The sequence below is a fragment of the Aquimarina sp. MMG015 genome, assembly GCF_018100855.1.
GTDB lineage: Bacteria > Bacteroidota > Bacteroidia > Flavobacteriales > Flavobacteriaceae > Aquimarina > Aquimarina latercula.
This window is the reverse complement of the sequence record NZ_JAGJEB010000016.1, coordinates 75210-99491: the sequence shown is the minus strand read 5'-3', so window position 1 is coordinate 99491 and position 24282 is coordinate 75210. Positions and strand designations below refer to the sequence as shown.

Here is a 24282-nt window from a genome sequence, read left to right as displayed (position 1 = left end):
AACTGCAGGAACGTGTCCGAACAGTTCTACAGCTAGTGTAACCATCAACGCACTGGATGATGCGTCTTTTAGTTATGCTGCAAGTTCTTATTGTGTAGATGCTTCGGATCCAACGCCAACCATTACAGGACTAACAGGAGGAACATTTTCCGCTATTCCTGCTGGATTAAGTATCGCTAGTAACGGAACTATTGATGTATCAGTATCTACTCCTAACACATACACTGTTACCTACTTAACTGCAGGAACGTGCCCGAACAGTTCTACAGCCAGTGTAACAATTAACGCGTTGGATGATGCGTCTTTTAGTTATGGTGCATCGGCTTATTGCGTAGACGCTTCGGATCCTTCACCAACTATTACAGGACTTACTGGTGGATCATTTTCTGCTATTCCTGCTGGATTAAGTATTGCTAGTAACGGAACTATTGACGTTTCAGCATCAGCTCCAAACACTTACACAGTAACGTATACAACAGCTGGAATTTGCCCGAATAGTTCTACAACTAATATAACAATCAATGCGTTGGATGATGCGTCGTTCTCGTATAGTTCGACTTCTTATTCGACATCTGATCCAGATCCAACACCGACAATCACTGGATTAACAGGAGGAACATTCTCTTCTACTTCAGGGCTGAGTATTGCTAGTAATGGAACCATTGATCTATCCACATCAACACCGAATACATACACAGTAACTTATACAACTGCAGGAACGTGCCCTAATTCCTCTAGTGTGCAGGTAGTTATATTAGAATCGGATACGACACCCCCAACGGTTGATATTACCAGCACCGAAAGTTCTCCAACCGCAGCTAACCCTATTCCTGTAACAATTACTTTTTCTGAACCTATAGATAATTTGGATATTGCTGATATTATAGTAGGAAATGGTACAGCAAGTGATTTATTTCCTCTAGTAAGTAATACCAGCTATAGCGTAAATATTAACCCAACTTCCTCAGGTATGGTGACAGTAGACATTAATGCTAATGTCTCTTTTGATGCTGCTGGCAACGGAAATACAGCAGCTACTCAATTTAATATCCAATCGGATATATCAAGGCCAAGTGTTGTTATTTCTTCAACAGAAAGTTCTCCAACCAATGCCAATCCAATTCCTATAACAATCACTTTTGATGAAGATATCATTGATTTTGATCTCAGTGATATATCTGTAACAAATGGAACCGCTGGCAATCTTTCCGGTTCAGGAGCTTCTTTTACCGCTGAGATAACTCCAGCAACAACAGGAAATAGTAATATTACTGTGATTATTGATGAAAATAGAGTAAGCGACCCAGTATTCAATGGAAATACTATTTCAAATATTTTTGTTATTGAATTTGACAGTACATTAAGCATAGACGATGAAATATTATCAAATGGTCTTACTGTTTACCCTATACCATCTAACAGTACCATTAACATAACTGGAGAAATTAGTTTAGCTATAAAGCGTGCTGATATTTTTGATATTCAAGGAAAATTAGTGCTTTCTCAGAAATTGAACACAAGCAGTGTTATCAATACGATTGATATTTCTTCAATTCGTTCAGGTTTCTACTTAATGACTATTCATTCTGAAACAGGATCTGCAACTAAAAGAATAATTAAGCAGTAAAGGTACTTTTAATTTAATATTTAAAAAGTCGAGGTTTCACCTCGACTTTTTTTATACTCAAGAATTTATAGAGCAAAAAAAACAGCTATCAAATGACTTATGAGTAATAACAAAAACATCAAGACTGGATCAAACAAGAATTCATTTTCATAAACGAGTATTTCTACCTATTTCCTTAAGCTCTGATTCATAGTATCTTTGAACTATGACAACAGTTATAATGGCCCCAAACAAAAAAAGAAATATTATGATGAAAGTAATTCCGATTGCCGTTTTGGTAATTATATTAATCGCCCTAGGGATGAATATTTACCTGTTGCTTCGATTCGTGTAGTATAAAAACATAATCACCTTCTACATTCCAGTTCTAATTGCTTCTACTGGATCTAATCTAGCAGCCATCCAAGCAGGAAAAATACCTGCGATCAAGCCTATTAAGGTTGACCAAAACATTCCCCAAAACATATTTGAAGTAGAAAGTATAAATTCGAAATCACCAGTCATACTAGAAGCTCCTTTTGAGATTAACCAAACCAAAATTAATCCGATTAATCCTCCAAAAACTGCAAGTATTACCGCTTCAAATAAAAACTGAAGTAAAATAAATTTTCTTTTAGCTCCCAATGCTTTTTGGATCCCTATAAGATTAGTTCGTTCTTTTACACTAACAAACATAATATTAGCAATACCAAAACCTCCTACTAACAGAGAAAACATACCTATAAAACCTCCTATTTGAGACATCGTCCCTGTTATATTATCTATAAAATCGGTAAAACCTTGTAATTGATTTACGAAAAAATCATCTATTTCATCTGGCTTTAAACCTCGGTAAGAACGAACCTTTTGAGTCAAAGAAGCTACAAACTCCGGCACGTCACTACCAGATTCTGGCTTTATTATAATCATTGGAAATGTAAACTTATTATTATCTCCATAAAGTCTTCTCACTATATTAACAGGTAATATTGCAGCAGTATCTTTAGAACCGCCAAAAAGACCACTCCCCTCTTTCTTTAAAACACCAATTACCGTAAATTTTCTACCATAAACACGAATCTTTTTACCAATTGGATCACTTGATCCAAAAAGACTATTGGCTATTTCATCACCAATTACAATTACTGGAGCTCCTCCTACCGATTCTTGTTCATTATAAAATCTTCCTTGGACTACTTGCAACTCTTCAATATCATAATAATCATTAGTAACGGGTACCATATCGACATTACTAATACTCTTATCATTATATTTTAGAGTCTCTTGTCCAACATTTAATAAAAAACTTGCTGCTTTTAAATCAGGCATAGTTCTTTTCACATGCTGATACTCTTCAAAAGTTACATCCGGAAACTGTTCTCTTTTCCAATCAGGAACTTGAGTAGGACCAAAAGAAATCCTAGTAAGATATATAGTACTATTATCTAAAGAACTTATACTTCCTTTTATTTCTTTCTCTAAAGAATCTACAGCGGCAAGAACCCCAATAATGGAGAATATACCAATAGTAACTCCTAACAAAGAAAGAAAGGTTCTTAATTTATTGTTTCTAAGAGCGTTAACCGCAAAATTAAAACTCTCTTTTAGTACTCTAAGATATATAAGCATGTGCTATTTTTTGGACAATATAAAGATAGGACGTTTTCCTTGCAATTTTGTTACAAAATATCTAAAACAATTACGCGCAATGGGTTGTCTAATTGATAACTAAATTGCTACTTTTGCGTTTTACTAACTAAAAATTGTCATGAGCAACACAAAAACCGCTAAATCTGCCTTAATTTCTGTATTCAGTAAAGACGGGTTAGCACCTATCGTTAAAAAATTAGATGAACTTGGTATTACTATTTATTCTACTGGTGGTACTGAAAAATTTATAAAAGATCAGGGAGTGGACGTTATTCCAGTAGAAGATGTTACTTCTTACCCTTCTATTCTTGGCGGAAGAGTTAAAACATTACATCCAAAAGTATTTGGTGGAATCCTAAATCGCCAGAATAACGATAGCGATGTTGCAGAACTTGAACAGTATGAAATTCCACAAATTGACATCGTGATTGTTGATTTATATCCATTTGAAAAAACAGTTGCATCAGGTGCGCCTGAACAAGATATTATTGAAAAAATTGATATCGGAGGAATTTCGTTAATTAGAGCTGCTGCTAAGAATTTTGCAGATGTAACTTGTGTAGCATCTGTAGAAGATTATGCTGAATTTTTGGAAATTATTTCAGAAGGCAATGGTAACATATCTTTAAAAGATCGTAAGCGTTTTGCTGCAAAAGCTTTTAATGTTTCTTCTCACTACGATAGTGCAATTTTTAATTATTTCAATACTGATCAAGAGATTGCGTCACTTAAGATTAGTGAAACCAAAGGAAAAGTATTACGCTATGGAGAAAATCCTCATCAAAAAGGGTTTTTCTTTGGAGATTTTGATGCTATGTTTGATAAATTACACGGTAAAGAATTATCATATAACAATCTTCTTGATGTAGATGCTGCGGTAAATTTAATGAGTGAATTTAAAAAAGAAGCTCCTACTTTTGCTATTCTTAAACATAATAATGCGTGTGGTTTAGCGCAACGTTCTACGGTTCATCAAGCATATGTAGACGCATTAGCTGGTGATCCTGTTTCTGCTTTTGGAGGCATATTAATCAGCAACTCTGAAATAGATGCTGCTACTGCAGAAGAAATTCATAAATTATTCTGTGAGGTAGTAATCGCTCCTTCATATAGTGATGAAGCATTAGAAATTTTAAAAGGGAAGAAAAATAGAATTATTTTAATTCAAAAAAATATAGCGTTACCAAAAACGCAAGTTCGTTCTTGTCTTAATGGTTCTTTAGTACAGGATAAGGATTTAAAAACGGATACTGAATCTGATTTAAATATTGCCACCAAAATTGGTCCAACAGAAGAACAGATTGAAGATCTACTATTTGCTTCAAAAATCTGTAAGCACACTAAATCTAATACCATAGTATTTACCAAAGGAAAACAATTGTTAGCTAGCGGGACTGGACAAACATCTAGAGTAGATGCTTTAAAGCAATCTGTAGAAAAAGCAAAGTCATTTAATTTTGATCTTAATGGAGCCGTTATGGCAAGTGATGCATTCTTCCCATTCCCTGATTGTGTGGAACTTGCGGACAACGCGGGTATCAAAGCAGTTATACAACCTGGAGGTTCTATAAAGGATCAATTAAGTATCGATTACTGTGATGCAAACGGAATTGCTATGGTAATGACCGGAACACGTCATTTTAAACATTAATTTTAGTACATTTACTCAATTCTAACCCTTTTTATCGTTTTATATGGGATTTTTCGACTTCTTTACTGAAGAAATTGCTATAGATTTAGGTACGGCAAATACCTTAGTTATTCATAATGACAAAGTGGTGGTGGACAGTCCATCCATTGTTGCCAGAGATATTATGTCTGGAAAAATAATTGCAGCTGGTAAAGAAGCTGCAATGATGCAAGGAAAAACACACGAAAATATAAAAACCATTAGACCATTAAAGGATGGAGTAATTGCAGATTTTGATGCTAGTGAAAAAATGATAAGCATGTTTATCAAAGATATTCCTGCTTTAAAGAAAAAAATATTTACTCCGGCGTTACGTATGGTTATTTGTATTCCTTCCGGGATCACAGAGGTAGAAATGCGTGCGGTAAAAGAAAGTGCAGAACGCGTTAACGGAAAAGAAGTATATCTTATTCACGAACCAATGGCCGCAGCTATTGGTATCGGAGTAGATATTATGCAACCTAAAGGAAATATGATAGTAGATATCGGTGGAGGTACCACAGAAATTGCTGTAATTGCCTTAGGAGGAATTGTATGTGACAAATCTGTAAAAATTGCGGGTGATGTTTTTACTAACGATATCATATATTATATGCGTACGCAGCATAACTTATATGTCGGTGAACGAACTGCAGAAAAAATAAAGATCCAGATTGGAGCTGCTACCGAAGATCTAGAGTTGCCACCAGAAGAAATGAATGTACAGGGACGTGATCTTCTTACCGGAAAACCTAAACAGGTTCAGATATCATTCCGAGAAATTGCAAAAGCTTTAGATAAATCTATTCTTAGAATTGAAGATGCTGTAATGGAAACATTGTCTCAAACACCACCAGAACTAGCAGCAGATATTTACAATACAGGTATTTACCTTGCTGGTGGAGGTTCTATGCTAAGAGGTCTTGACAAAAGACTTTCTCAAAAAACTGATTTACCAGTTTACATAGCGGAAGATCCTTTAAGAGCTGTTGTAAGAGGAACAGGAATTACTCTTAAAAATATTAATAGATACAAAAGTGTATTGATTAAATAATAGTTTTTCAGAAAAATTGTAAGTAGAATATACCTAAAATTAATTTTTAACGTTATTGTGCTTTAATTGTTTTTAAACAAGTGAAAAACACACTATAAAAACATAATATTATTAGAATTTAGTACCCCCATAAGACATGCAGCAGATTATTAATTTTTTAATACGGAACAAAAACTTCCTATTATTCTTGCTGCTTTTATTTTTCTCATTAATCCTTACCATTCAATCTCATAGCTATCACAAAAGCAAATTTATAAGTTCTACTAACTTTCTTTCCGGAGGTGTATACGGATGGAGATATTCCATAACTAATTATTTTGGCCTAAAAAACAAAAATGAACGTTTACTTGAAGAAAATGAATCACTTAGAAATCAACTTAGCTTATTAACTAAGGATACAATAGCAACAACATTTACCGACACTACTTCTTTTGGTAAACCCTATACCTTTATAAAAGGGAATGTTTACAAAAATGATTATAGCAAAGCTGATAATTATATTTTGATTAATAAAGGAGAGAAAGATGGTATTAAAGCTGATATGGGTATTATTACAGACAAGGGAATTGTTGGTATTGTAGAAAACACGTCTAAAAACTATAGCAGGGTGATTTCTATACTAAATACTAATTCTAGAATTAATGCAGGATTAAAAAAATCTAACCAATATGGATCCTTAGTTTGGAATGGAAAAGACCCGAATATAATACAACTTGAAACAGTTCCGAGGCAAGCCATCTTAAAAAAAGGAGACACTATTATCACTAATGGACGTTCTACTATATTTCCGCGTGGAATAGGAATTGGAACTATCCTAAATTATGAATTAGATCAAAATCAAAGTTATTTTTTAATTGATGTACAATTATTTAATGATATGACTGATATAGGTTTTGTTTATGCAATAAAAAGTAATGACGCCAAAGAAATTAAGTTATTAGAAAACCCTAAAATAGATGAATAACAATGTTCTTTTATACATAGGTAGATTCTTAAGTCTGATTTTGGTTCAGGTTTTTATTCTTAATCATATAAATTTTTTAGGATACCTAAACCCATATATATACATTATTTTCATTCTACTTGCTCCGATAAATATAAATAAAAGTTTATTTCTTTTTTTAAGTTTTGTTTTAGGGTTAACCCTAGATTTATTTGGTGATTCTGGCGGTATTCACGCTACAGCCTGTATATGTATTGCATATTTACGTCCTGTAATTTTAAGATCTGTTTTTGGGTTGAGTTATGAGTTCCAAACAGTAAAATTAAGTAAAGTAGGTTTTGGGCAACGTTTAGCATACGTAACTTTAATAGTTTTCATACATCATATTATACTTTTTTCATTAGAAATATTTAACTTTTCTCATACACTATTAATTGCTAAAAAAACGTTATTTTCTAGTCTATTTTCAATTGTAGTAATTATGATTGTTTTAGTATTGTTTAGAAGGAAAGATTCATGAGAAAATTATTACTATATCTTATTATCATAAGCACTGGTGTTGTATTTACAGCAAGACTCTTTTATCTACAAATTTACAATACATCCTTTGCCGCATTATCAGAAGATAATGCCATTAAAGTATTGTATGATTACCCGCAACGAGGAGCGATCTACGACCGAAATGGTAAACTTTTGGTTACTAACCAACCCTCTTATGATGTTATGGTAATACCAAGAGAACTAAAGCCATTTGATACTTTAGAGTTTTGTTCGATACTTAAAATAACGAAAGAAAAACTCGTAAAGCAATTAAAAAAAGCGAGAGTGTATTCTCCGCGTGTCCCTTCTGTAGTCATACCGCAATTAACTAAAGATGAATATGCATACCTACAGGAAAAAATGCGGAAATTTGATGGGTTTTACATACAAAAACGTTCTCTAAGAGATTATCATACGGTAAACGCATCGAATGTACTTGGATATATTGCCGAAGTAAATGACGGATTAATAAGGAAAGATCCATACTACCTTTCTGGTGATTTAATCGGAATGCAAGGAGTAGAAAAACAGTATGAAAATCAACTTCGCGGAATAAAAGGAATAAAAAGAATCCAGAAAGATAGGTTTAACCGTGATATTGGTCCGTATAAAAATGGTAAATATGATACACTTCCTGTTAATGGTAAAGATCTTACGATAACTATTGACGAAGAATTACAGGCATACGGTCAAAAGTTAATGGAAAATAAACGAGGAGGTATCGTGGCATTAGACCCAGCTACAGGAGAAATTCTAACTTTAATAACCGCCCCAAGTTATAAGCCAGAATTATTAGTCGGAAGAAAAAGATCTCCTAATTACACTAGATTACATTATGATTCTATTTCTAGACCCTTATTTGATCGTGGTGTAAAAGGTGAATATCCTCCTGGATCTCCTTTTAAAGCAATTACTGCCTTGATTGGATTGCAAGAAGGAGTTGTTGACACAAAAGAAAGTTTTTCTTGTAATCATGGATTTCGATATGGCAAAAAGGCTAAACTTGGTTGTCACTCCCATCGAAGTCCCTTGAGTATGATTCCTGGAATTGCTCAATCTTGCAACGCATATTTTGCCAACGTATACCTAAGAAGTATTAATAAGTATGACACTCCACAAGAAGGTATCGACAATTGGGAAAAACACGTAGAAAGTTTTGGACTAGGAAACTATCTAGGTAATGATTTGTCAAGCGGAAGTAAAGGTTTAATTCCAAATTCTAAATTCTACAACAGACAATATAATTACCCTAAATATAAGTGGTATCCAACCGCAACAATATCTAATGCTATTGGACAAGGAGAAGTGTTGGCTACGCCCATACAATTAGCTAATATGACCGCCGCTATAGCTAATAGAGGTTATTTCTATACACCTCATATTATCAAAGCTATTGACGGACAACCTATAGAGATTGAAAACTTTACCAAACCAAAATACACTACAATTGATAAGGAACATTTTGAGCCGGTAATCGAAGGAATGCACCAAGTATATGTACAAGGTACTGCAGCATCATTACAAGTAAAAGATATAGAAATTTGCGGTAAAACAGGTACTGCGGAGAACTACACTGTAATTGATGGAGAACGCATGCAATTAACTGACCATTCAGTTTTTGTCGCATTCGCTCCAAAAGATAATCCGAAAATTGCGCTAACTGTATTCATTGAAAATGGTTATTGGGGAGCTAGATATGCTGGTAAAATTGCTAGTTTAATGATAGAAAAATATATTAACCAATCTATCTCTAGAACCGATCTTGAAGATTGGGTGTTAACACACAGTCTTGAAGAAGAATATGCAAAACCATATAGTGGAGAACCTTTTAAAATCAATCAATAATGGCTAGATCGGCGGTAGGAGCAATAGATTGGCTAACTGTACTTTTATTTTTATTATTGATAGGTTTTGGTTGGGTTAATATATACTCTGCTTCTTATGGTGATGAAGTTTTCTCTATAACTGATTTTACCCAACCCTATATCAAACAATTGTATTGGATTGTACTAAGCATTGTTATCATAGTTATAACACAAGCAATAGAAACTAAATTTTATGAACGATTTGCTGGCTTGATCTATGTAATATCGTTAGTATCTTTATTAGGACTTTTTTTATTTGGAAAAAATGTAAATGGAGCCACTTCTTGGTACGCATTTGGCCCCGTAGGATTGCAGCCATCAGAATTTGCAAAAGCCGCAACTGCATTAGCACTTGCCAAATTCTTAAGTGATATGCAAACCAATATTAATTTAGTTAATCACCAACTAAGAGCATTTTTAATTATAACATTACCTGCATTAATAATCATACCTCAACCCGATCCTGGGAGCGCATTAGTTTATGCAGCTTTTTTCTTTCCTTTATACAGAGAAGGACTAGCAGCAACATATCTAATTATTGGAGCTTCTGCCGCAGCTTTGTTTATTCTGACTTTGTTGTTTACTCCTTTATGGGTTGTTCTCGGTATCGCAACTATAATGCTGCTAATTCTTATTAGAAATAGAAAACACAAACCAAAATACGCTAGATACCTATTAACAATTATTGTAATTACTGGATTTTGTTTCTCTGTAAACTATATTTTTAATAATGTTTTTGAACAAAGACATCGTGACCGTTTTAATATCGTTTTAGGAAAGGAAGTAGATGCTAAAGGTATTGGATATAATACCAATCAGAGTCAAATAGCTATAGGTAGTGGAGGCTGGACAGGAAAGGGCTGGAAAGAAGGAACCCAAACCAAAGGTGGTTTTGTGCCAGAACAACATACGGATTATATATTTACAACCGTTGGAGAAGAATGGGGTTTTCTTGGTGCCACTGCAGTAATTATACTTTTTATTGGACTTCTTATAAGACTTTTATATCTAGCAGAAAGACAGAAATCACAATTTAGCAGAGTTTATGGATATAGTGTTGCAGGGATATTATTCATCCATTTTGTTGTTAATGTAGGAATGGTAACAGGCTTACTGCCTACCGTTGGAATCCCATTACCGTTCTTTAGTTATGGTGGATCGGGATTATGGGGCTTTACGTTGTTACTTTTTATTTTCATTAAACTTGACTCTAACAGAGTAAATGAATGGTAAAACCAGCATAAATCAATAGTTCTAATTAAACCATTAAAACCTCCAACCATTTGTAGCAGAAGATGCCTCTAGCTTATTCTCCAAATCATCAGATAATTCTGGGAAAAAATCAATTCCCGACAATTTCTCAATACTATCGGTGGTAACAACAAAACTAGATAATCGCTTATTCGTATCTTTATTAGGAATTAAAAATGCAACCATTTTTGGTTTTTTAGAACTGTAATCCAAAATTACCTTGTAGAAATATTTCGGTACAGAAACTGCTTCATATCCAATTGTCTTAAGATCATCTGTCAAAATCCCTCCGGTTATTACATAAACCCCATTATATATTTTTGCCCAATACCTCGTTTTTTGTTCTAATTGGTTCCAAATCCCAGCATTAAACTCATGATTTTGAGGAGAAATGTTTGATGTTAGAAATGTTTCTTCAAATGCATCATAGGTAAATCTTCTATCCGCTGCAGGGCAAAGGTGACCTTTATCATATCCAGTATTTTTATAATTTCTCCAATCTGCAGATGAAGACCTAACCTTATCATCAACTTCAAAAAAAGGTCTTTTAAATTCATTTTTAGAGAGATGCTCTTTTTTTAACTCATAAGCCACCCACTCTGGTTGTTCGTGTTTTTCAGAATAGGACAATATATAATTATCGTGAGAGATTATTGCATTCGTTGTAGATGTTGGAAGATAGAAAAAACCCAATTCTTTATCTTCAATCTTTCCATTAGTATAATCACCTTTCGTTTCGTCTAGGTATTTTTCGGTATAATAGAAACTAACCGTAACAATCAAAACCATCAACGGATATATATACTTTCTTTTCAAATTTATCTTTTTTAATTATTCACAGATTGATTGCAAAAGTATCAAATTCGAATAACTATAAAATATCATATAGTACAAAGAACAGAAATTGATAAAAAATAGATCATTCATTGCTTCGAACCCGCTATTTAATATGACAAATTAAACTTTAACATAAATTAATGAACACCTCTTTTGAATACCCCAAAAACACCTAAACCATTAAAAATTAATACTTTAAATCTTTAAATTAACATAAATAAATTATAAAATTACGGTTATTCCACTTCTATTTTATGTAATATCCTCGTCCGGAAAATGTTTTAAAATATCTAATTTAGGAAGCTTTTAATTCTGAATTGAAATTTCATTTTTTTTATTATTAATGAAAAATTATAGATTTAAGTAGATATAGGGGAATCAACTTATATTATCTTTATCAGAAGAAAGCACGCAAAACAAACATCTTAAAGGATTCATGAAAAATAGTATTGAAAAAATAGTTGAAACAGTTCTAATCCAAAACAGGATTAGTAATTATGATAAAAAAGATTTAGAACTACAATTACAAATACATCCCAACTATCCAAGTTTTCAATCAATTACTGATACTCTAGATTATTTTGATATAGATAACATAGCAGTAGAAGTTCCAATTGACGCTTTAGATCAATTACCAAAAAGCTTTGTTTCTCTAGTAAAAAAAGAAAATTCTGAAGAAATTGTTTCGATAATTAATAAGAATGGGAATATTGAACTTAAACACACGGATCTCGACACTAAGAAGTTTACGCATGAAGAATTTAAAAAAATATGGGTTCCTAAAGTAATCGCAGTAGAACATAATACCGGAAACAGTGCTCTTTTTTCAAAAGAAACACTTGTACAAAATATTCTTTTTGGAGGTCTTCTAATAGGTGCTTTGACAACTCTTGTTTTTAGACCTTTTGATCTTTACCAAATCCTATTTTTGTTATTATCTATTTCGGGTATAATTTTCAGCTTATTTGCAGTTAGAGAAAGTCTTGGTATTCAATCCAACACAATGCATCAATTTTGCACTACTGTTGGAAATTCCAACTGTGGTGATGTAATAAATAACAACACTGGTAAATTATTTAAAGATTTCTCCTTAGCAGATGCTAGTATTGCTTTTTTTGGGATTCTTATAATATATCAGCTATTTTACGGATATAATAGCACGCTATTGCTACCGACACTTATAGGAATTCCTTTTATTATTTACTCTATCTATTCACAAGCTTTTGTAATCAAAAAATGGTGTGCTATATGCATTGCTATAAGCGCTATATCCTCTGGTTTAATCGCTATAGCCTTATACAGTTTGCCTTTTAGCTTTTCCCTAGTATCCATAGCCTCTTTTATTATGATTTCTGCTCTAGGAACACTTGCTTATATGCACGTAAAACAAAGCATGGTAGAAAATAAAGATTATAAAAATGAAAACATAAAACTCAATCAATTTAAAAGAGATCGACAAATATTTGAACATTTATTAAGCTTATCAGAAAAAGTAACTGACAATAGTACAATTACCAATGAAATTATATTAGGTAATCCGAATTCAAAATTTAAAATCATCAGCTTAACCAATCCTATGTGTGGTTATTGCAAAGGTGCTTTTGAAGCGTATGCAAGAGTATTAAGAACAATGAGTGATCAACTTCAGATAATCATACGATTAAAAGTTTCCTTAGACGATCTTAATAATCAAGCTACACAGATTAGTTTGCGCTTAATGGAAATATACCATACCGATGGATCGAGTAAGTTTATAGAAGCTTACAGCGAATGGTTTAATGATAGAACACACAGTAATTGGATAAAAAAATATGGCGCACCGAAAAACAATATGCAACATGTAGAAACCTTAAAAACACAATCTAAATGGGCGGAAAGCAATAATTTGTTTTATACTCCTGCTTCCTTAATGAACACATCTATTTACCCTAAAAAGTATAGCTATGATGAGTTCTTCCATTTCACTAGTATGATGATTGAAAACCAGCAAGAACCTGATTATAACGTGGAACAAAAACCAGTTGAGGCTTAATCAATCACATAAAGATTCTTTTAAAATAGAATCAAGACAACCTTTTCTAAATAGAAAAGTTATTTAATAGTAAAAAGACGTATTAAAAACTCTTTTTCTTCACACACTCACTCAGACATTCCCCGAATGTCTTTAAACTTTCGGGGAATATTTTTTTAACTCTTAAAACCTAAATATTATGAAACAAATTAAAAAATTAAAAGGAGCAAAAACTCTTTCTAAAAAACAACAACAAGATGTTAATGGAGGTATTTATGTATTAACTAACCAAAGTAACAGAAGAAGACGTTGTGATCCGGCACTAAGTTGCTGTTATCACAATGGATATACTTGGGTACAAGGACCTCCTTGTTTCTAAAAAAAATAGAGTATTTTTAAACTTTTATAAAAGGATTAAATCAATGATTTGGTCCTTTTTTATTGGCAATTAAATAAGGTACATCCTAAATATATACAAAAAAACAGATTTAGAATACTACTCTATCCTTTCACATCTAAGGCATCTCGCAATGCATTACCAATTAACATAAATGCCATTACAAGGCTCATTATTCCCAAGCCAGGAATAATAGCCAAATATGCTTTGCCTAAAATAATATATGAATAATGATCTTTAATCATTGCTCCCCAACTAGCCATTGGAGGTTGTGCTCCAATCCCTAAAAAGCTTAACCCACTTTCTATTAAAATTGCTGCAGCAAAGTTAGCCGCAGAAATCACTATTACTGGCGCTAAGCTATTTGGTAAAACATGTTTTGTAATTATTCTAAAATCATTAAAACCTAAAGCCTTTGCCGCAGTAACATATTGCATTTGTTTTATACTTAAAACTTGCCCTCTAACGACTCTTGCTACCTCTACCCACATTGTAAGACCAACAGCAATAAAAACCTGCCAAAAACCTTTCCCTAAGGCTAATGTGATAGCAATAACAAGAAGTAAAGTTGGTATCGACCAGGTTACATTAATCAACCACATAATGAGCACATCAACTTTCCCACCAAAATACCCAGCAATAGCTCCTAAAGATATTCCTAATATTAAAGATATAAGCACAGCAACAAAACCTATTGAAAAAGAAATACGAATACCAATTAGCATCCTACTAAGCATATCTCTACCATATTTATCAGTACCTAAAATAAAAGTGCGATCACTAATAAAATTTTGCTCTATTTCTTTATTGTTATGCTCCTCAGGAAAGCTTTTAAGTTCAATACTTTTAGAAATTCCGATAAGTTCTCCTTCTGTGTAAGGAATAACTTTAATAATATCTTTATCAAAACTAAAAGATTCTATAGGAATCTCTGTATCCATATTTTTTGTACCAAAAAACATCTCACTAAAATAAGATTGATCAGATACACTGCCAGACGGTATGGTTAACATTTTTACAGAAAAACCTGGGCCTTTTGAATGAATGGATAAATGCATTTGATTTGCATTCTTAGAACTATCAGGCGCTAGCACATACGCTAAAATTGCGATAAGTGCACAAATCAAAATAAACCAAAAACTCAAAACGCCCCAAAAATTTTTCTTAAATCTTTGGAGCGCTAACTTTGTCAGTGAATTTGATGTAGTCTGTTGCATTAAAGCAAATTAGTTCTTCAACGTAAGTGGATTTTTAGATCTACGAATATTATTAATTTTCATATCCTCTAAAACACTCAACGCTTCTTCTACATATACATCTTTACTTAAGCTTTTGTGCCATCTGTTTCTTTTTTCTTCAAGAATTGAATCTTTCTTCATTAAGTCCTTTTCGTATGGTAAAGATTCAAAAGTCAAGTTCGTCTTATAATCATTAAGACGATCAAAACGTTCTGCTTGTTTTTCGTTCAATTCTATATTCGCTTTGTACTTACTATAATTTAAAGAGTACTCATTTACATCTCTCTTCTCACGCACCCATTTTGCATTTTCTTCTATCAATTTTAATTGATCATTAGTTGCCATACGAGCTTTACTCTTATTGATAGTTTGATCAAAATCTATATATCCATCCCATAAAGTATAATCAGCTGCTGGAATCTTATCCCAAGGCAATGGGTTTTCTTGATCTTTTTCTCCTATATCAATATAGCTGTAACGATCTGGAACAACAACATCACTTTTTACACCTTCTAATTGAGTAGATCCACCATTTACTCTATAGAATTTTTGTGTAGTTAGTTTTAACGCACCTAAATCTCCAAAGTCATTACTTCTCATCCATCGATTTAGATCCATCACATTCTGTACAGTTCCTTTTCCATAGGTTTGTTTACTCCCGATAATAATTGCCCTTTTATAATCCTGCATAGCAGCTGCTAAAATCTCGGACGCAGAAGCAGAAAGTTCGTTTACTAAAATAACCAATGGACCATCCCATAAAACATTTCTGTCTTTATCACTTAAAACTTCAGGAGATTCCCCTTTTGTTCTTACCTGAACAATTGGTCCTTTATCAATAAATAATCCAGCAATATCAACCACAGTCTGCAAAGATCCTCCTCCATTATCTCTTAAATCAATTACAAGACCTTCCATCTCTTCTTGTTTAAGACGTATAATTTCTTGTTTTACATCTTTTGCAGCATTACGTTGATTATAGTCCTGCATATTAAAATAGAATTTCGGTAAATTTATTATTCCAAAATTCTTTCCGTTTTTCTTAACCACAGAAGATTTAGCATAGGTTTCTTCTAATTCAACAACATCTCTAACGATTTCAACATTTTCTATAGTTCCATCTACTTTCTTTACGGTAAGAACTACCTTAGTTCCTTTAGGTCCTTTAATAAGACTTACCGCATCATCTAACCTCATTCCTACGATACTAACAGGCTCAACTTCGTCTTCTTGTTTTACCTTCATAATGAAATCTCCAACTTCTACTTTATTTCCTCTCCAAGCTGGACCTCCAGAAATAATTTCAATGATTTTTACATTATCATTTTTCTTTTGTAGTCTTGCTCCTATTCCTTCTAACTTACCAGACATAGCAATATCAAAACGATCTTTATCTTGAGGAGCAAAATAGTATGTATGAGGATCAAATTCTTCTACAATTGAGTTTATATAAATAGAAAACCAATCTTTTCTTTCTAAGTCATCAGCAAATTCGAAATATTCTTTTAATGATGTTGTAGTTATATCACGAGATTCCTCTTCTAAAACAACCGCAGACTTTCTCTTAAACTCTTTGTTTTTTGTAATGGAATCTATTTGCTCATCTACTTTATCATAGTAACTAGATAAAGCATTAAACTTAAGTTGTAGCCTCCAACGATCTCTCATTTCATCTTTATCACGAGCATAAGAAAGTTTTTCATAATCCGTATTAATCGACTCTTCTTTTTCAAAGTTAAAAGGATGTTCTAAGATTTCTTTATACAAAGATCTTGCTTCAGTCATTCTATGCTGCAATCTTTCGTACGTTAAATTGAAAAAATCAATCTCCTTATCTCTGATCTGATCGTCGATTAAGGTTTCAAATTTTCTAAATTCTTCAATATCGCTCTCATAAAAATATCGCTTCAATGGATCTAAAGCATCAATATAATCAACAAAAACATTCTTTGAGAAATCATCATTAATATCCTTTGCATCGTAATGCCCCTTACTTAGCACATAACTAATAAGGTCGATTAGTATTCGATCCTTATCAGGGTCATTATCAATTTTTGTTGTAAAGCTACAAGACGCAGCTGATACAATTACGGTAAGCATCAATACCAAAAAACTCTTTTTCATACGCTCATTTTTAATTTAGGGGTGTTCAGGCAAAATACATTAAAAATCGTGCCAATAATAGGTAATATTACTAAATTTTTCTTAAAAGAACTAATAATGTACACTACTGATTACTAATAATATATTTAGAATAAAAAAAATGTATTTTTACCAGTGAAAAAAATAATCCTATGCCGCAAAGAAAACCCTTGATTTTAGTCACCAATGATGATGGCATAACAGCTCCTGGAATTCGGACTTTAATTAGCATAATGAATGAAATTGGCGATGTATTTGTTGTTGCTCCTGATAGCCCTCAGAGTGCTATGGGTCATGCTATTACAATAAACAACACCTTGTATTGCGATCCTATTACCATTGACAAAGATGGACCGCAGAGGGAATATAGTTGTTCTGGAACACCTGTAGACTGTGTCAAAATGGCAACAAGACAAATTCTAGATAGAAAACCGGACTTATGTGTAAGTGGAATTAATCACGGTTCTAACTCTGCTATCAATGTTATCTATTCTGGTACAATGAGTGCTGCCGTAGAAGCTGGAATTGAAGGAATTCCTGCTATTGGATTTTCATTACTTGATTATAGTATGAATGCTAATTTCGAACCTTCTAAAAAATTTATAAAAAATATTGTAAATAATGTGCTTAAGAATGGATTGCCAAAAGGTATTGTCCTCAACGTTAATATCCCAAAATTAGAAGAAGAAAACATTAAAGGCATTAAAATATGTCGGCAAGCTAATGCGCATTGGGTAGAAGAGTTTGACAAAAGAACAAATCCTATGGGTAGAGACTACTATTGGCTTTCTGGGAAATTTATTAATGAAGATAAAGGAGAAGATACTGATGAGTGGGCTCTGCACAATGGTTACATCTCTATTGTTCCCACAAAATTTGATCTTACCGCACATCATTTTATACAAGAATTAAACAACTGGTCGTTACATGATTAAAAAAGAAATTCTATTCGGTTTTGTTACTGGAATACTTGCCAATGCAATTGGAATAATTTTATACATATTGTTATTTTCTGAATTAAGTATTAAAGAAACTTTAAAAGCAGCCCAGCAAAATAATTTTTTAGGAAGTTTGATTGCTTTAGGAGCCATTCTAAATCTTATTATTTTCTTCCTATTTTTAAAACAAAACAAACCATATAGAGCGCGTGGCGTACTTCTTGCTACTTTAATTGCTGCAGTAAGTATTGCGATTAGTAAGTTTAGTTAACACACGACGAAAGTATATAGAGATGAAATATTATCTTATTGTAGGAGAAGCATCTGGTGATTTACACGGTGCAAACCTTATGAAATCTATTCTTAAAGAAGATCCCGAAGCAGAATTTAGGTTTTGGGGAGGAGATTTAATGCAATCAGTGGGAGGTACCATGGTTCTGCATTATAAAGAAAGAGCCTTTATGGGATTTTTTGAAGTTATTCTAAATCTATTTAAGATTTTAGGTTTTATAAAAAAATGTAAAAAAGACATTGAGCAATATAATCCAGATGCATTAATTCTAATCGACAATTCAGGTTTTAATCTTCGTATTGCCGAATGGGCAAAACCAAAAGGCTATCTAACACATTATTACATAAGCCCCCAAGTATGGGCATCAAGAGCTGGAAGAGTCAAGACCATTAAAGCCAATGTTGATCATATGTATGTAATATTACCTTTTGTCTCAGATTTTTATAAAAAATATGATTATGAGGTTAATTTTGTTGGACACCCACTTATCGATGCTATTGCGGATCATACTCAAGTAATGCCAGATAATTTCAAAAAACAATATCATTTAGATGAGCGCCCGATAATTGCAATATTACCAGGAAGTAGAAAGCAAGAAATCAGAAAAATGCTTGAAGTAATGCTCAGTGTGGTGGATGATTTTCCTTCTTACCAATTTGTTATTGCTGGAGCTCCTAGTCAAGACGAAAAATTTTATGAGCCATTTATAAAAAAGGAAGGGGTACATTTAATTATGAATCGTACCTATGATGTTTTAAGTTTGAGCAATGCTGCTTTAGTAACTTCTGGAACAGCAACATTAGAAACAGCTTTATTTAAAGTTCCACAGGTGGTATGCTATAAAGGAAATACAATATCATACCATATTGCCAAAAGAATTATCAATCTAGAATATATTTCTTTGGTAAACTTAATAATGGACAAACCTGTGGTTAAAGAGTTAATTCAAGGTGATTTTAATAAAAAACAATTAAAAGAAGAGCTTACGAAAATATTAGATGATTATAAGAGAGCCGTAATGTTCTTAGAATACTATGATTTAGAAAAGAAACTTGGTGGTAAAGGAGCTAGTGATAAAACTGCCAATTTAATTGTAGAAACTATAAAATAAAAAGCCCCAAAATGAATAATAAGTTATTTTATTTTTTACTTGTAGCATCTATTACGCTCACCTCTTGTGGAGGTGCTAAAAAGAGAAGTACTGTTTCAAGAAAAACCGAAAACACATCTAAAACTAAAAGAGTAACACCCAAAAACAAAAAGATCAATAGTATTATTGATTATGCCAAGACATTTGAGGGTACTCGATATAAATATGGTGGCACTACCAAAAAAGGAATGGATTGCTCTGGGTTAATTTACACATCTTTTAAAAAGGAAGAGGTTGTCTTACCGAGAACCTCTAGAGCTATGTCTGTTCAAGGAAAAAAAATATCTCTAAAAAATGTTACTGTTGGAGATCTTTTGTTTTTTAGAACAAACAAAAATAAAAACGCAATAAATCATGTTGGCCTAGTAGTAAAAACTGGAAAACGAATAGAGTTTATTCATGCCTCTACATCTAAGGGAGTTACTATATCAAGTTTAGATGAAAGATATTGGAACAATTGTTTTGCCGGAATTAGGAGAATCTTATAAAATTATTTTCTGCTTTCTTACTTTTTTACTTTATTGACCTTAAATTCCCCATAATTATTTTAAATTAGTGTATTAAAAATCATTCATTTATCATGGAATACTCATTAGATCCCTTAGAAGTAAAAAAAGTTATTGATGCTAAAGTAAATGGGCAAGAATTTGATGAGAATCAGTTCATCTATTATCATCTTAATAGAAATCTTTTTAATGTAAAAAAAGAGGTTACTACATTAACTCATTATATGGGTAATAAGTTTCGAGATAATAAAGGATATATATGGGAAGAAGCTCCTAGGTTTAAGAACTGGTATCACACACCTAAATCTAATTATTTTGGAAGCTTAGTCGGTATGAAACCATATAGTCGAAAATTTTTGCGCCCAGATAAAGAGACTGGTATTGGAGGTGAATTTGAAATGATTATTCGTCATGACGGAAAACGAATAGATGCACTAACACACGAAGGATATCAGGAAACATATAATTTTGGACCTACAAATAATTCAAAATTACATATTCTCCTTGATGTAGATCCACATGGACCACATCCCGATTACACAGTAAAAATAGACACTGGTAAAGTCACTATAAAAGACAAGAAGAGAGAACTTTCCGGAGCCATTAGAAGAAGAAACCGAATAAGAAAATAATTCTTTTCAATTTTACCTTTAGCAATTTCTTTACAAAACCTATCAATTCTTAAGGGAATCATGTTTTAGGTTAGCTTAAAATACCAAGAAAACAAAAATCTACAGGTAACATATTTAGTTTATACGACACGATTAGTTATAGGTCCTAAAAGCCTATTAATTATCAATAGGTGTATAAATTACGTAACATTCCATTTTTATTCTTAACCCTTTCCTTGATTACAGGAATTATTATCGGTCAATACACTACTATTGGATTGAGATTTATTCTTATATGTCAAATAATTGCAATACTAGGACTACTAAGTTCCTGGTGGTATGCAAAAAAAATATTCAGAAGCTCTATTAGTTTCAGTTTTTTGGTAGTTATTACTTTTACAATGTTTGGGATTACTATGGTTAAAATTAATAATCCAAAAAATAACTCTGAACATTACACCCATCTAATTGAACAAGACAACAATCCGACGGTATTAAATTTTCACATAAAGGAAAGACTAAAACCAAGTACATATTATGAAAAATATATTGTAAGTCTTTCATCAATAAATAAAGAGAACGTTAATGGAGAATTTCTATTACAAATAGTAAAAGATAGTGTAAATCATAAATTGATAACAGGTGACTCCTATATTACATTTAACACTTTGGAGTCAATACCTACTGCTTTAAATCCGAATCAATTTGATTATGCTAACTATTTAAAGCAACAATATATTTTTCATAAAATAAGTTTAGAGCACAAAGAATTAATCCCCACAAACTCTCCTGTATTTTCAATTTACCGAATTGCACATATCATTAGAACGGATATATATCAAAAACTCGCATTGTATAATTTTAGTAATAAACAATTATCTATTCTTAACGCACTCCTTTTAGGTCAAAGACAAGATATAGATTCTGCCACTTTTAAAGATTATCGTGATGCCGGAGCCATTCATATATTAGCTATTTCTGGATTACATATTGGAATCTTATTAATTATTCTAAGTTCGATACTAAAACCTCTTGATTACTTTACTAAAAATGGTAAAGTGGTTAAAACCATATTCATTATTTTACTTTTATGGTGTTTTGCTATTATCGCAGGTTTATCTCCCTCAGTACTTAGAGCAGTAACCATGTTCTCTTTTGTAGCTATAGGAATGCATATTAGATCAAAAACAAGCATTTACAATTCTTTAATTGTTTCCATGTTTATTCTATTATGCTTACGTCCGTTATTATTATTCTCAATTGGATTTCAATTAAGTTATTTAGCAGTATTTTCAATAGTTTGGATACAACCATCATTGGTTAAATTATATACTCCTAGATTCTTTATTGATAAAAAACTATGGGAAACTCTTACAGTTACAATAGCAGCACAACTTGGTTTATTACCGCTATTATTATTCTATTTTCATCAATTTCCTTTACTATTTTTTATTTCTAACCTTATAATCATCCCTTTTTTAGGAATTATTCTCGGATTAGGAATAATAGTAATATTCTTAGCAGAAATGCAATTGTTAACAGATTGGATAGCCCTTACATTTGGAAACTTTATTAACCTAATGAATTTTATTGTTCATAAAGTTTCTGAACAAGAAAAGTTTATAATAACAAATATTTATTTTTCATCCAAAATGCTGATTACAGCATATGGTTGTATTATTTCTTTAATATTCTTACTCAAGAAAAGATATACCATAAGAGTTTTGACTGTATTAATAAGTAGTCTTCTTTTTTTATCAACTGTAATTTATGAAAGACATCTAAATCTAGGTAAAGAAGAACTCATTATCTTCCATAATTATCGGAACTCTACATTAGGCGTTTTACAAAATCAATATCTAAGATTATTCTCTAAAGATTCTATTTCCATTAGCACTAAAACGTACTTACTAAAAAACTATCTAATTGAAAATGATTCCAAACTTCTCAGTACCGAAAAGCTAAATAACATCTATTATTATAAGACTAAAATAATATTAGTAATTGATAACTCTGGAATCTATAAACTCGAAAAATTACACCCTGATATAATTGTTCTAACTAATTCTCCAAAACTTCATATTGAGAGAATGATTCAAACCTTACAACCAACACTAATCGTTGCAGATGGTAGTAATTATAAAAGTTATCTCGATCAGTGGGAAAAGAGTTGTTTAAAACAAAACATCCCTTTTCATCGCACAGACAAAAAGGGAGCTTTTATATTGAACTAAAATTTTATAAATTATTCTAGAAATCGGATACCTCTGCAAGTAATTCTTCTACTGGAATATCCATTACTTCTTTTACAATTTTATGGATATCTGGGACAACAGTCCTTGCTAATTTTGTTGGACTATTAAAAAGAATAGTTATTCCGAGATCCTCTTGTGGAAAAATAGCTATTTCACTTCTAAAACTATTTACATGACCACCGTGATGAATCATTCTGCTTGATTCCCCTGTTTTTCTATTTTTAAAATCATGAATACGCCATCCATGTGCATATTGAGATTCTTTATGACCCGCCCATTTCTGGTAATATTTACTTTTTCCTGGTAGATTAATTATTGGATTAAAAACTTTATTTAATCCATCCGAATTCATTACACTAGGATTATGTCCTAATAAAAATCGCATCCATTTCGCCATATCAGTTACACTGGCATTTACGCCTCCAGCCGGAATTGCGTTGTAGTATTTTTGATTAAGTTTTAGAGATTTCCAGCGTCTACCATATTTTCTATGTGGCATTGCTACATTAGAAGCGGTTTTTAAAGAATTATGATCTGTAGATGCATTATACATGTTTAGTGGTTCAAAAATCTTTTCTGCAATCGCTTCTCCATAGGACTTCCCACTCACCTGCTCTATCATTGCTCCACTCAGAGCAAATACTGCATTTTGATAACTATAAATATTGCCTGGTTTAGCTATAGTTCTGATACTTTTAAACTGACCCGCTATGGTATTTAAATCAATCCCATCTTCTACCAAATTTGTAAAACTATGATATGGTAAGCCAGAAGAATGTGATAAAATATGTGATAAGGTTACACTGTCTGTCCATTTCTTATTAGCCAACTCAAAATTAGAAACATAATCATGTACCTTATCTTCCCAACTAAGCAAACCTTCTTCTACATATATCCCAGATAGTACTCCAGCAAAACCTTTAGAAACAGAACCTATTCTAAAAATGGTTTCTTCGTCTATCGTTTCTTTTCGTGAAGCATTTCTTTTTCCAAAACCACCTAAATAAATAACAGAATCACATTTTACGATACTAACTCCTGCTCCTACAATTTTGTGTTGTTTTAATGCTTTATCAAAATATTTCTCTACGGCTTCAACTAAAAGCTCTTTCTGTCTATCAGATATCGGATTTTTAAAAAAGTCTACCGAAGCTTGTACTTTTACTGGTTTTAATTCTTTAGTCGTTTTGGTCTTCTCTATTTTATTAGCAGAGATAAGAGGGAAAAGCAATGCAATTAACAGCAACATTGAAGGGGCAATGATGAAACGTTTTTTCATATCAGGTTAAGCTCTAGTAAAATATTAAAGTCAAAAAAATGGGGAGAC

20 protein-coding genes are annotated in these 24282 nt (G+C 32.2%); 15 read left to right on the top strand and 5 right to left on the bottom strand.

Translation table 11 applies throughout. From position 1 onward, the window contains the following. Nucleotides 1–1627, top strand: a 1627-nt coding sequence (locus J8L88_RS21885) for an Ig-like domain-containing protein (protein ID WP_211061842.1), incomplete at its 5' end; no start/stop codon positions are given. 354 nt (nucleotides 1628–1981) lie between these two features. Here the strand turns inward: J8L88_RS21885 and J8L88_RS21880 are convergent. Continuing rightward, nucleotides 1982–3235, bottom strand: coding sequence for an ABC transporter permease (locus J8L88_RS21880; RefSeq protein ID WP_118388918.1), 1254 nt, complete (start codon nucleotides 3233–3235; stop codon nucleotides 1982–1984). A gap of 139 nt (nucleotides 3236–3374) precedes the next feature. On the opposite strand from J8L88_RS21880, the gene purH reads away from it, so the two are divergent. From purH to rodA, 6 genes are all read left to right on the top strand, one after another. Beyond that, nucleotides 3375–4907: a bifunctional phosphoribosylaminoimidazolecarboxamide formyltransferase/IMP cyclohydrolase gene (gene purH / locus J8L88_RS21875; protein WP_027393893.1), complete on the top strand. Its 1533-nt coding sequence runs from the start codon at nucleotides 3375–3377 to the stop codon at nucleotides 4905–4907. A 43-nt stretch (nucleotides 4908–4950) separates the two neighbouring features. After that, nucleotides 4951–5979: a rod shape-determining protein gene (locus J8L88_RS21870; RefSeq protein ID WP_027393894.1), complete on the top strand. Its 1029-nt coding sequence runs from the start codon at nucleotides 4951–4953 to the stop codon at nucleotides 5977–5979. 136 nt (nucleotides 5980–6115) lie between these two features. Then, nucleotides 6116–6943 carry a rod shape-determining protein MreC gene (mreC, locus tag J8L88_RS21865; protein WP_211061841.1) on the top strand — a complete coding sequence of 276 codons (828 nt, stop codon included), beginning with the start codon at nucleotides 6116–6118 and terminating at the stop codon, nucleotides 6941–6943. Then, nucleotides 6936–7442, top strand: coding sequence for a hypothetical protein (locus J8L88_RS21860; protein WP_027393896.1), 507 nt, complete (start codon nucleotides 6936–6938; stop codon nucleotides 7440–7442). Before mreC ends, J8L88_RS21860 begins: the two co-directional genes overlap by 8 nt. After that, nucleotides 7439–9307 carry a penicillin-binding protein 2 gene (gene mrdA / locus J8L88_RS21855; protein ID WP_118388915.1) on the top strand — a complete coding sequence of 623 codons (1869 nt, stop codon included), beginning with the start codon at nucleotides 7439–7441 and terminating at the stop codon, nucleotides 9305–9307. Before J8L88_RS21860 ends, mrdA begins: the two co-directional genes overlap by 4 nt. Beyond that, nucleotides 9307–10560, top strand: coding sequence for a rod shape-determining protein RodA (rodA, locus tag J8L88_RS21850; protein ID WP_027393898.1), 1254 nt, complete (start codon nucleotides 9307–9309; stop codon nucleotides 10558–10560). Before mrdA ends, rodA begins: the two co-directional genes overlap by 1 nt. A gap of 33 nt (nucleotides 10561–10593) precedes the next feature. Here rodA and J8L88_RS21845 read toward each other — a convergent pair whose 3' ends face one another. After that, a complete protein-coding gene (locus J8L88_RS21845) occupies nucleotides 10594–11394 on the bottom strand; it encodes a DNA/RNA non-specific endonuclease (protein ID WP_247666530.1) in 801 nt (266 codons plus the stop codon). A 457-nt stretch (nucleotides 11395–11851) separates the two neighbouring features. On the opposite strand from J8L88_RS21845, the gene J8L88_RS21840 reads away from it, so the two are divergent. Both J8L88_RS21840 and J8L88_RS21835 read left to right on the top strand, forming a co-directional pair. Then, nucleotides 11852–13447 (top strand): vitamin K epoxide reductase family protein, encoded by a 1596-nt coding sequence (locus J8L88_RS21840; protein ID WP_211061840.1) that lies wholly within the window; start codon nucleotides 11852–11854, stop codon nucleotides 13445–13447. Between the two features lie 178 nt (nucleotides 13448–13625). Then, the gene (locus tag J8L88_RS21835) at nucleotides 13626–13805 is read left to right on the top strand and encodes a hypothetical protein (RefSeq protein ID WP_027393901.1); all 180 of its coding nucleotides are present in this window, start codon (nucleotides 13626–13628) and stop codon (nucleotides 13803–13805) included. A 122-nt stretch (nucleotides 13806–13927) separates the two neighbouring features. On the opposite strand, the gene J8L88_RS21830 is transcribed toward J8L88_RS21835, so the two are convergent. Beyond that, nucleotides 13928–15040, bottom strand: a complete 1113-nt coding sequence (locus J8L88_RS21830; RefSeq protein ID WP_118388911.1) for an ABC transporter permease — start codon at nucleotides 15038–15040, stop codon at nucleotides 13928–13930. Between the two features lie 9 nt (nucleotides 15041–15049). Beyond that, nucleotides 15050–17185, bottom strand: coding sequence for a carboxy terminal-processing peptidase (locus J8L88_RS21825; RefSeq protein ID WP_027393904.1), 2136 nt, complete (start codon nucleotides 17183–17185; stop codon nucleotides 15050–15052). A gap of 170 nt (nucleotides 17186–17355) precedes the next feature. On the opposite strand from J8L88_RS21825, the gene surE reads away from it, so the two are divergent. The 6 genes from surE to J8L88_RS21795 all read left to right on the top strand — a co-directional run bounded on the left by surE (nucleotide 17356) and on the right by J8L88_RS21795 (nucleotide 22934). Then, nucleotides 17356–18138: a 5'/3'-nucleotidase SurE gene (surE, locus tag J8L88_RS21820; protein WP_027393905.1), complete on the top strand. Its 783-nt coding sequence runs from the start codon at nucleotides 17356–17358 to the stop codon at nucleotides 18136–18138. Further along, nucleotides 18131–18412, top strand: a complete 282-nt coding sequence (locus J8L88_RS21815; protein WP_118388910.1) for a hypothetical protein — start codon at nucleotides 18131–18133, stop codon at nucleotides 18410–18412. The genes surE and J8L88_RS21815 overlap by 8 nt, the downstream gene beginning before the upstream one ends. A 22-nt stretch (nucleotides 18413–18434) precedes the next feature. Further along, complete coding sequence (lpxB, locus tag J8L88_RS21810; RefSeq protein ID WP_211061839.1) at nucleotides 18435–19544, top strand: lipid-A-disaccharide synthase; 1110 nt, start codon at nucleotides 18435–18437, stop codon at nucleotides 19542–19544. An 11-nt stretch (nucleotides 19545–19555) separates the two neighbouring features. Beyond that, a complete protein-coding gene (locus J8L88_RS21805) occupies nucleotides 19556–20071 on the top strand; it encodes a C40 family peptidase (protein ID WP_027393908.1) in 516 nt (171 codons plus the stop codon). A 92-nt stretch (nucleotides 20072–20163) separates the two neighbouring features. Beyond that, nucleotides 20164–20721 carry a hypothetical protein gene (locus tag J8L88_RS21800; protein ID WP_027393909.1) on the top strand — a complete coding sequence of 186 codons (558 nt, stop codon included), beginning with the start codon at nucleotides 20164–20166 and terminating at the stop codon, nucleotides 20719–20721. 170 nt (nucleotides 20722–20891) lie between these two features. After that, the gene (locus tag J8L88_RS21795) at nucleotides 20892–22934 is read left to right on the top strand and encodes a ComEC/Rec2 family competence protein (RefSeq protein ID WP_118388909.1); all 2043 of its coding nucleotides are present in this window, start codon (nucleotides 20892–20894) and stop codon (nucleotides 22932–22934) included. Between the two features lie 16 nt (nucleotides 22935–22950). Here the strand turns inward: J8L88_RS21795 and J8L88_RS21790 are convergent, their stop codons facing one another. Beyond that, a complete protein-coding gene (locus tag J8L88_RS21790; protein WP_118388908.1) occupies nucleotides 22951–24234 on the bottom strand; it encodes a serine hydrolase in 1284 nt (427 codons plus the stop codon). Nucleotides 24235–24282 lie beyond the last annotated feature (48 nt).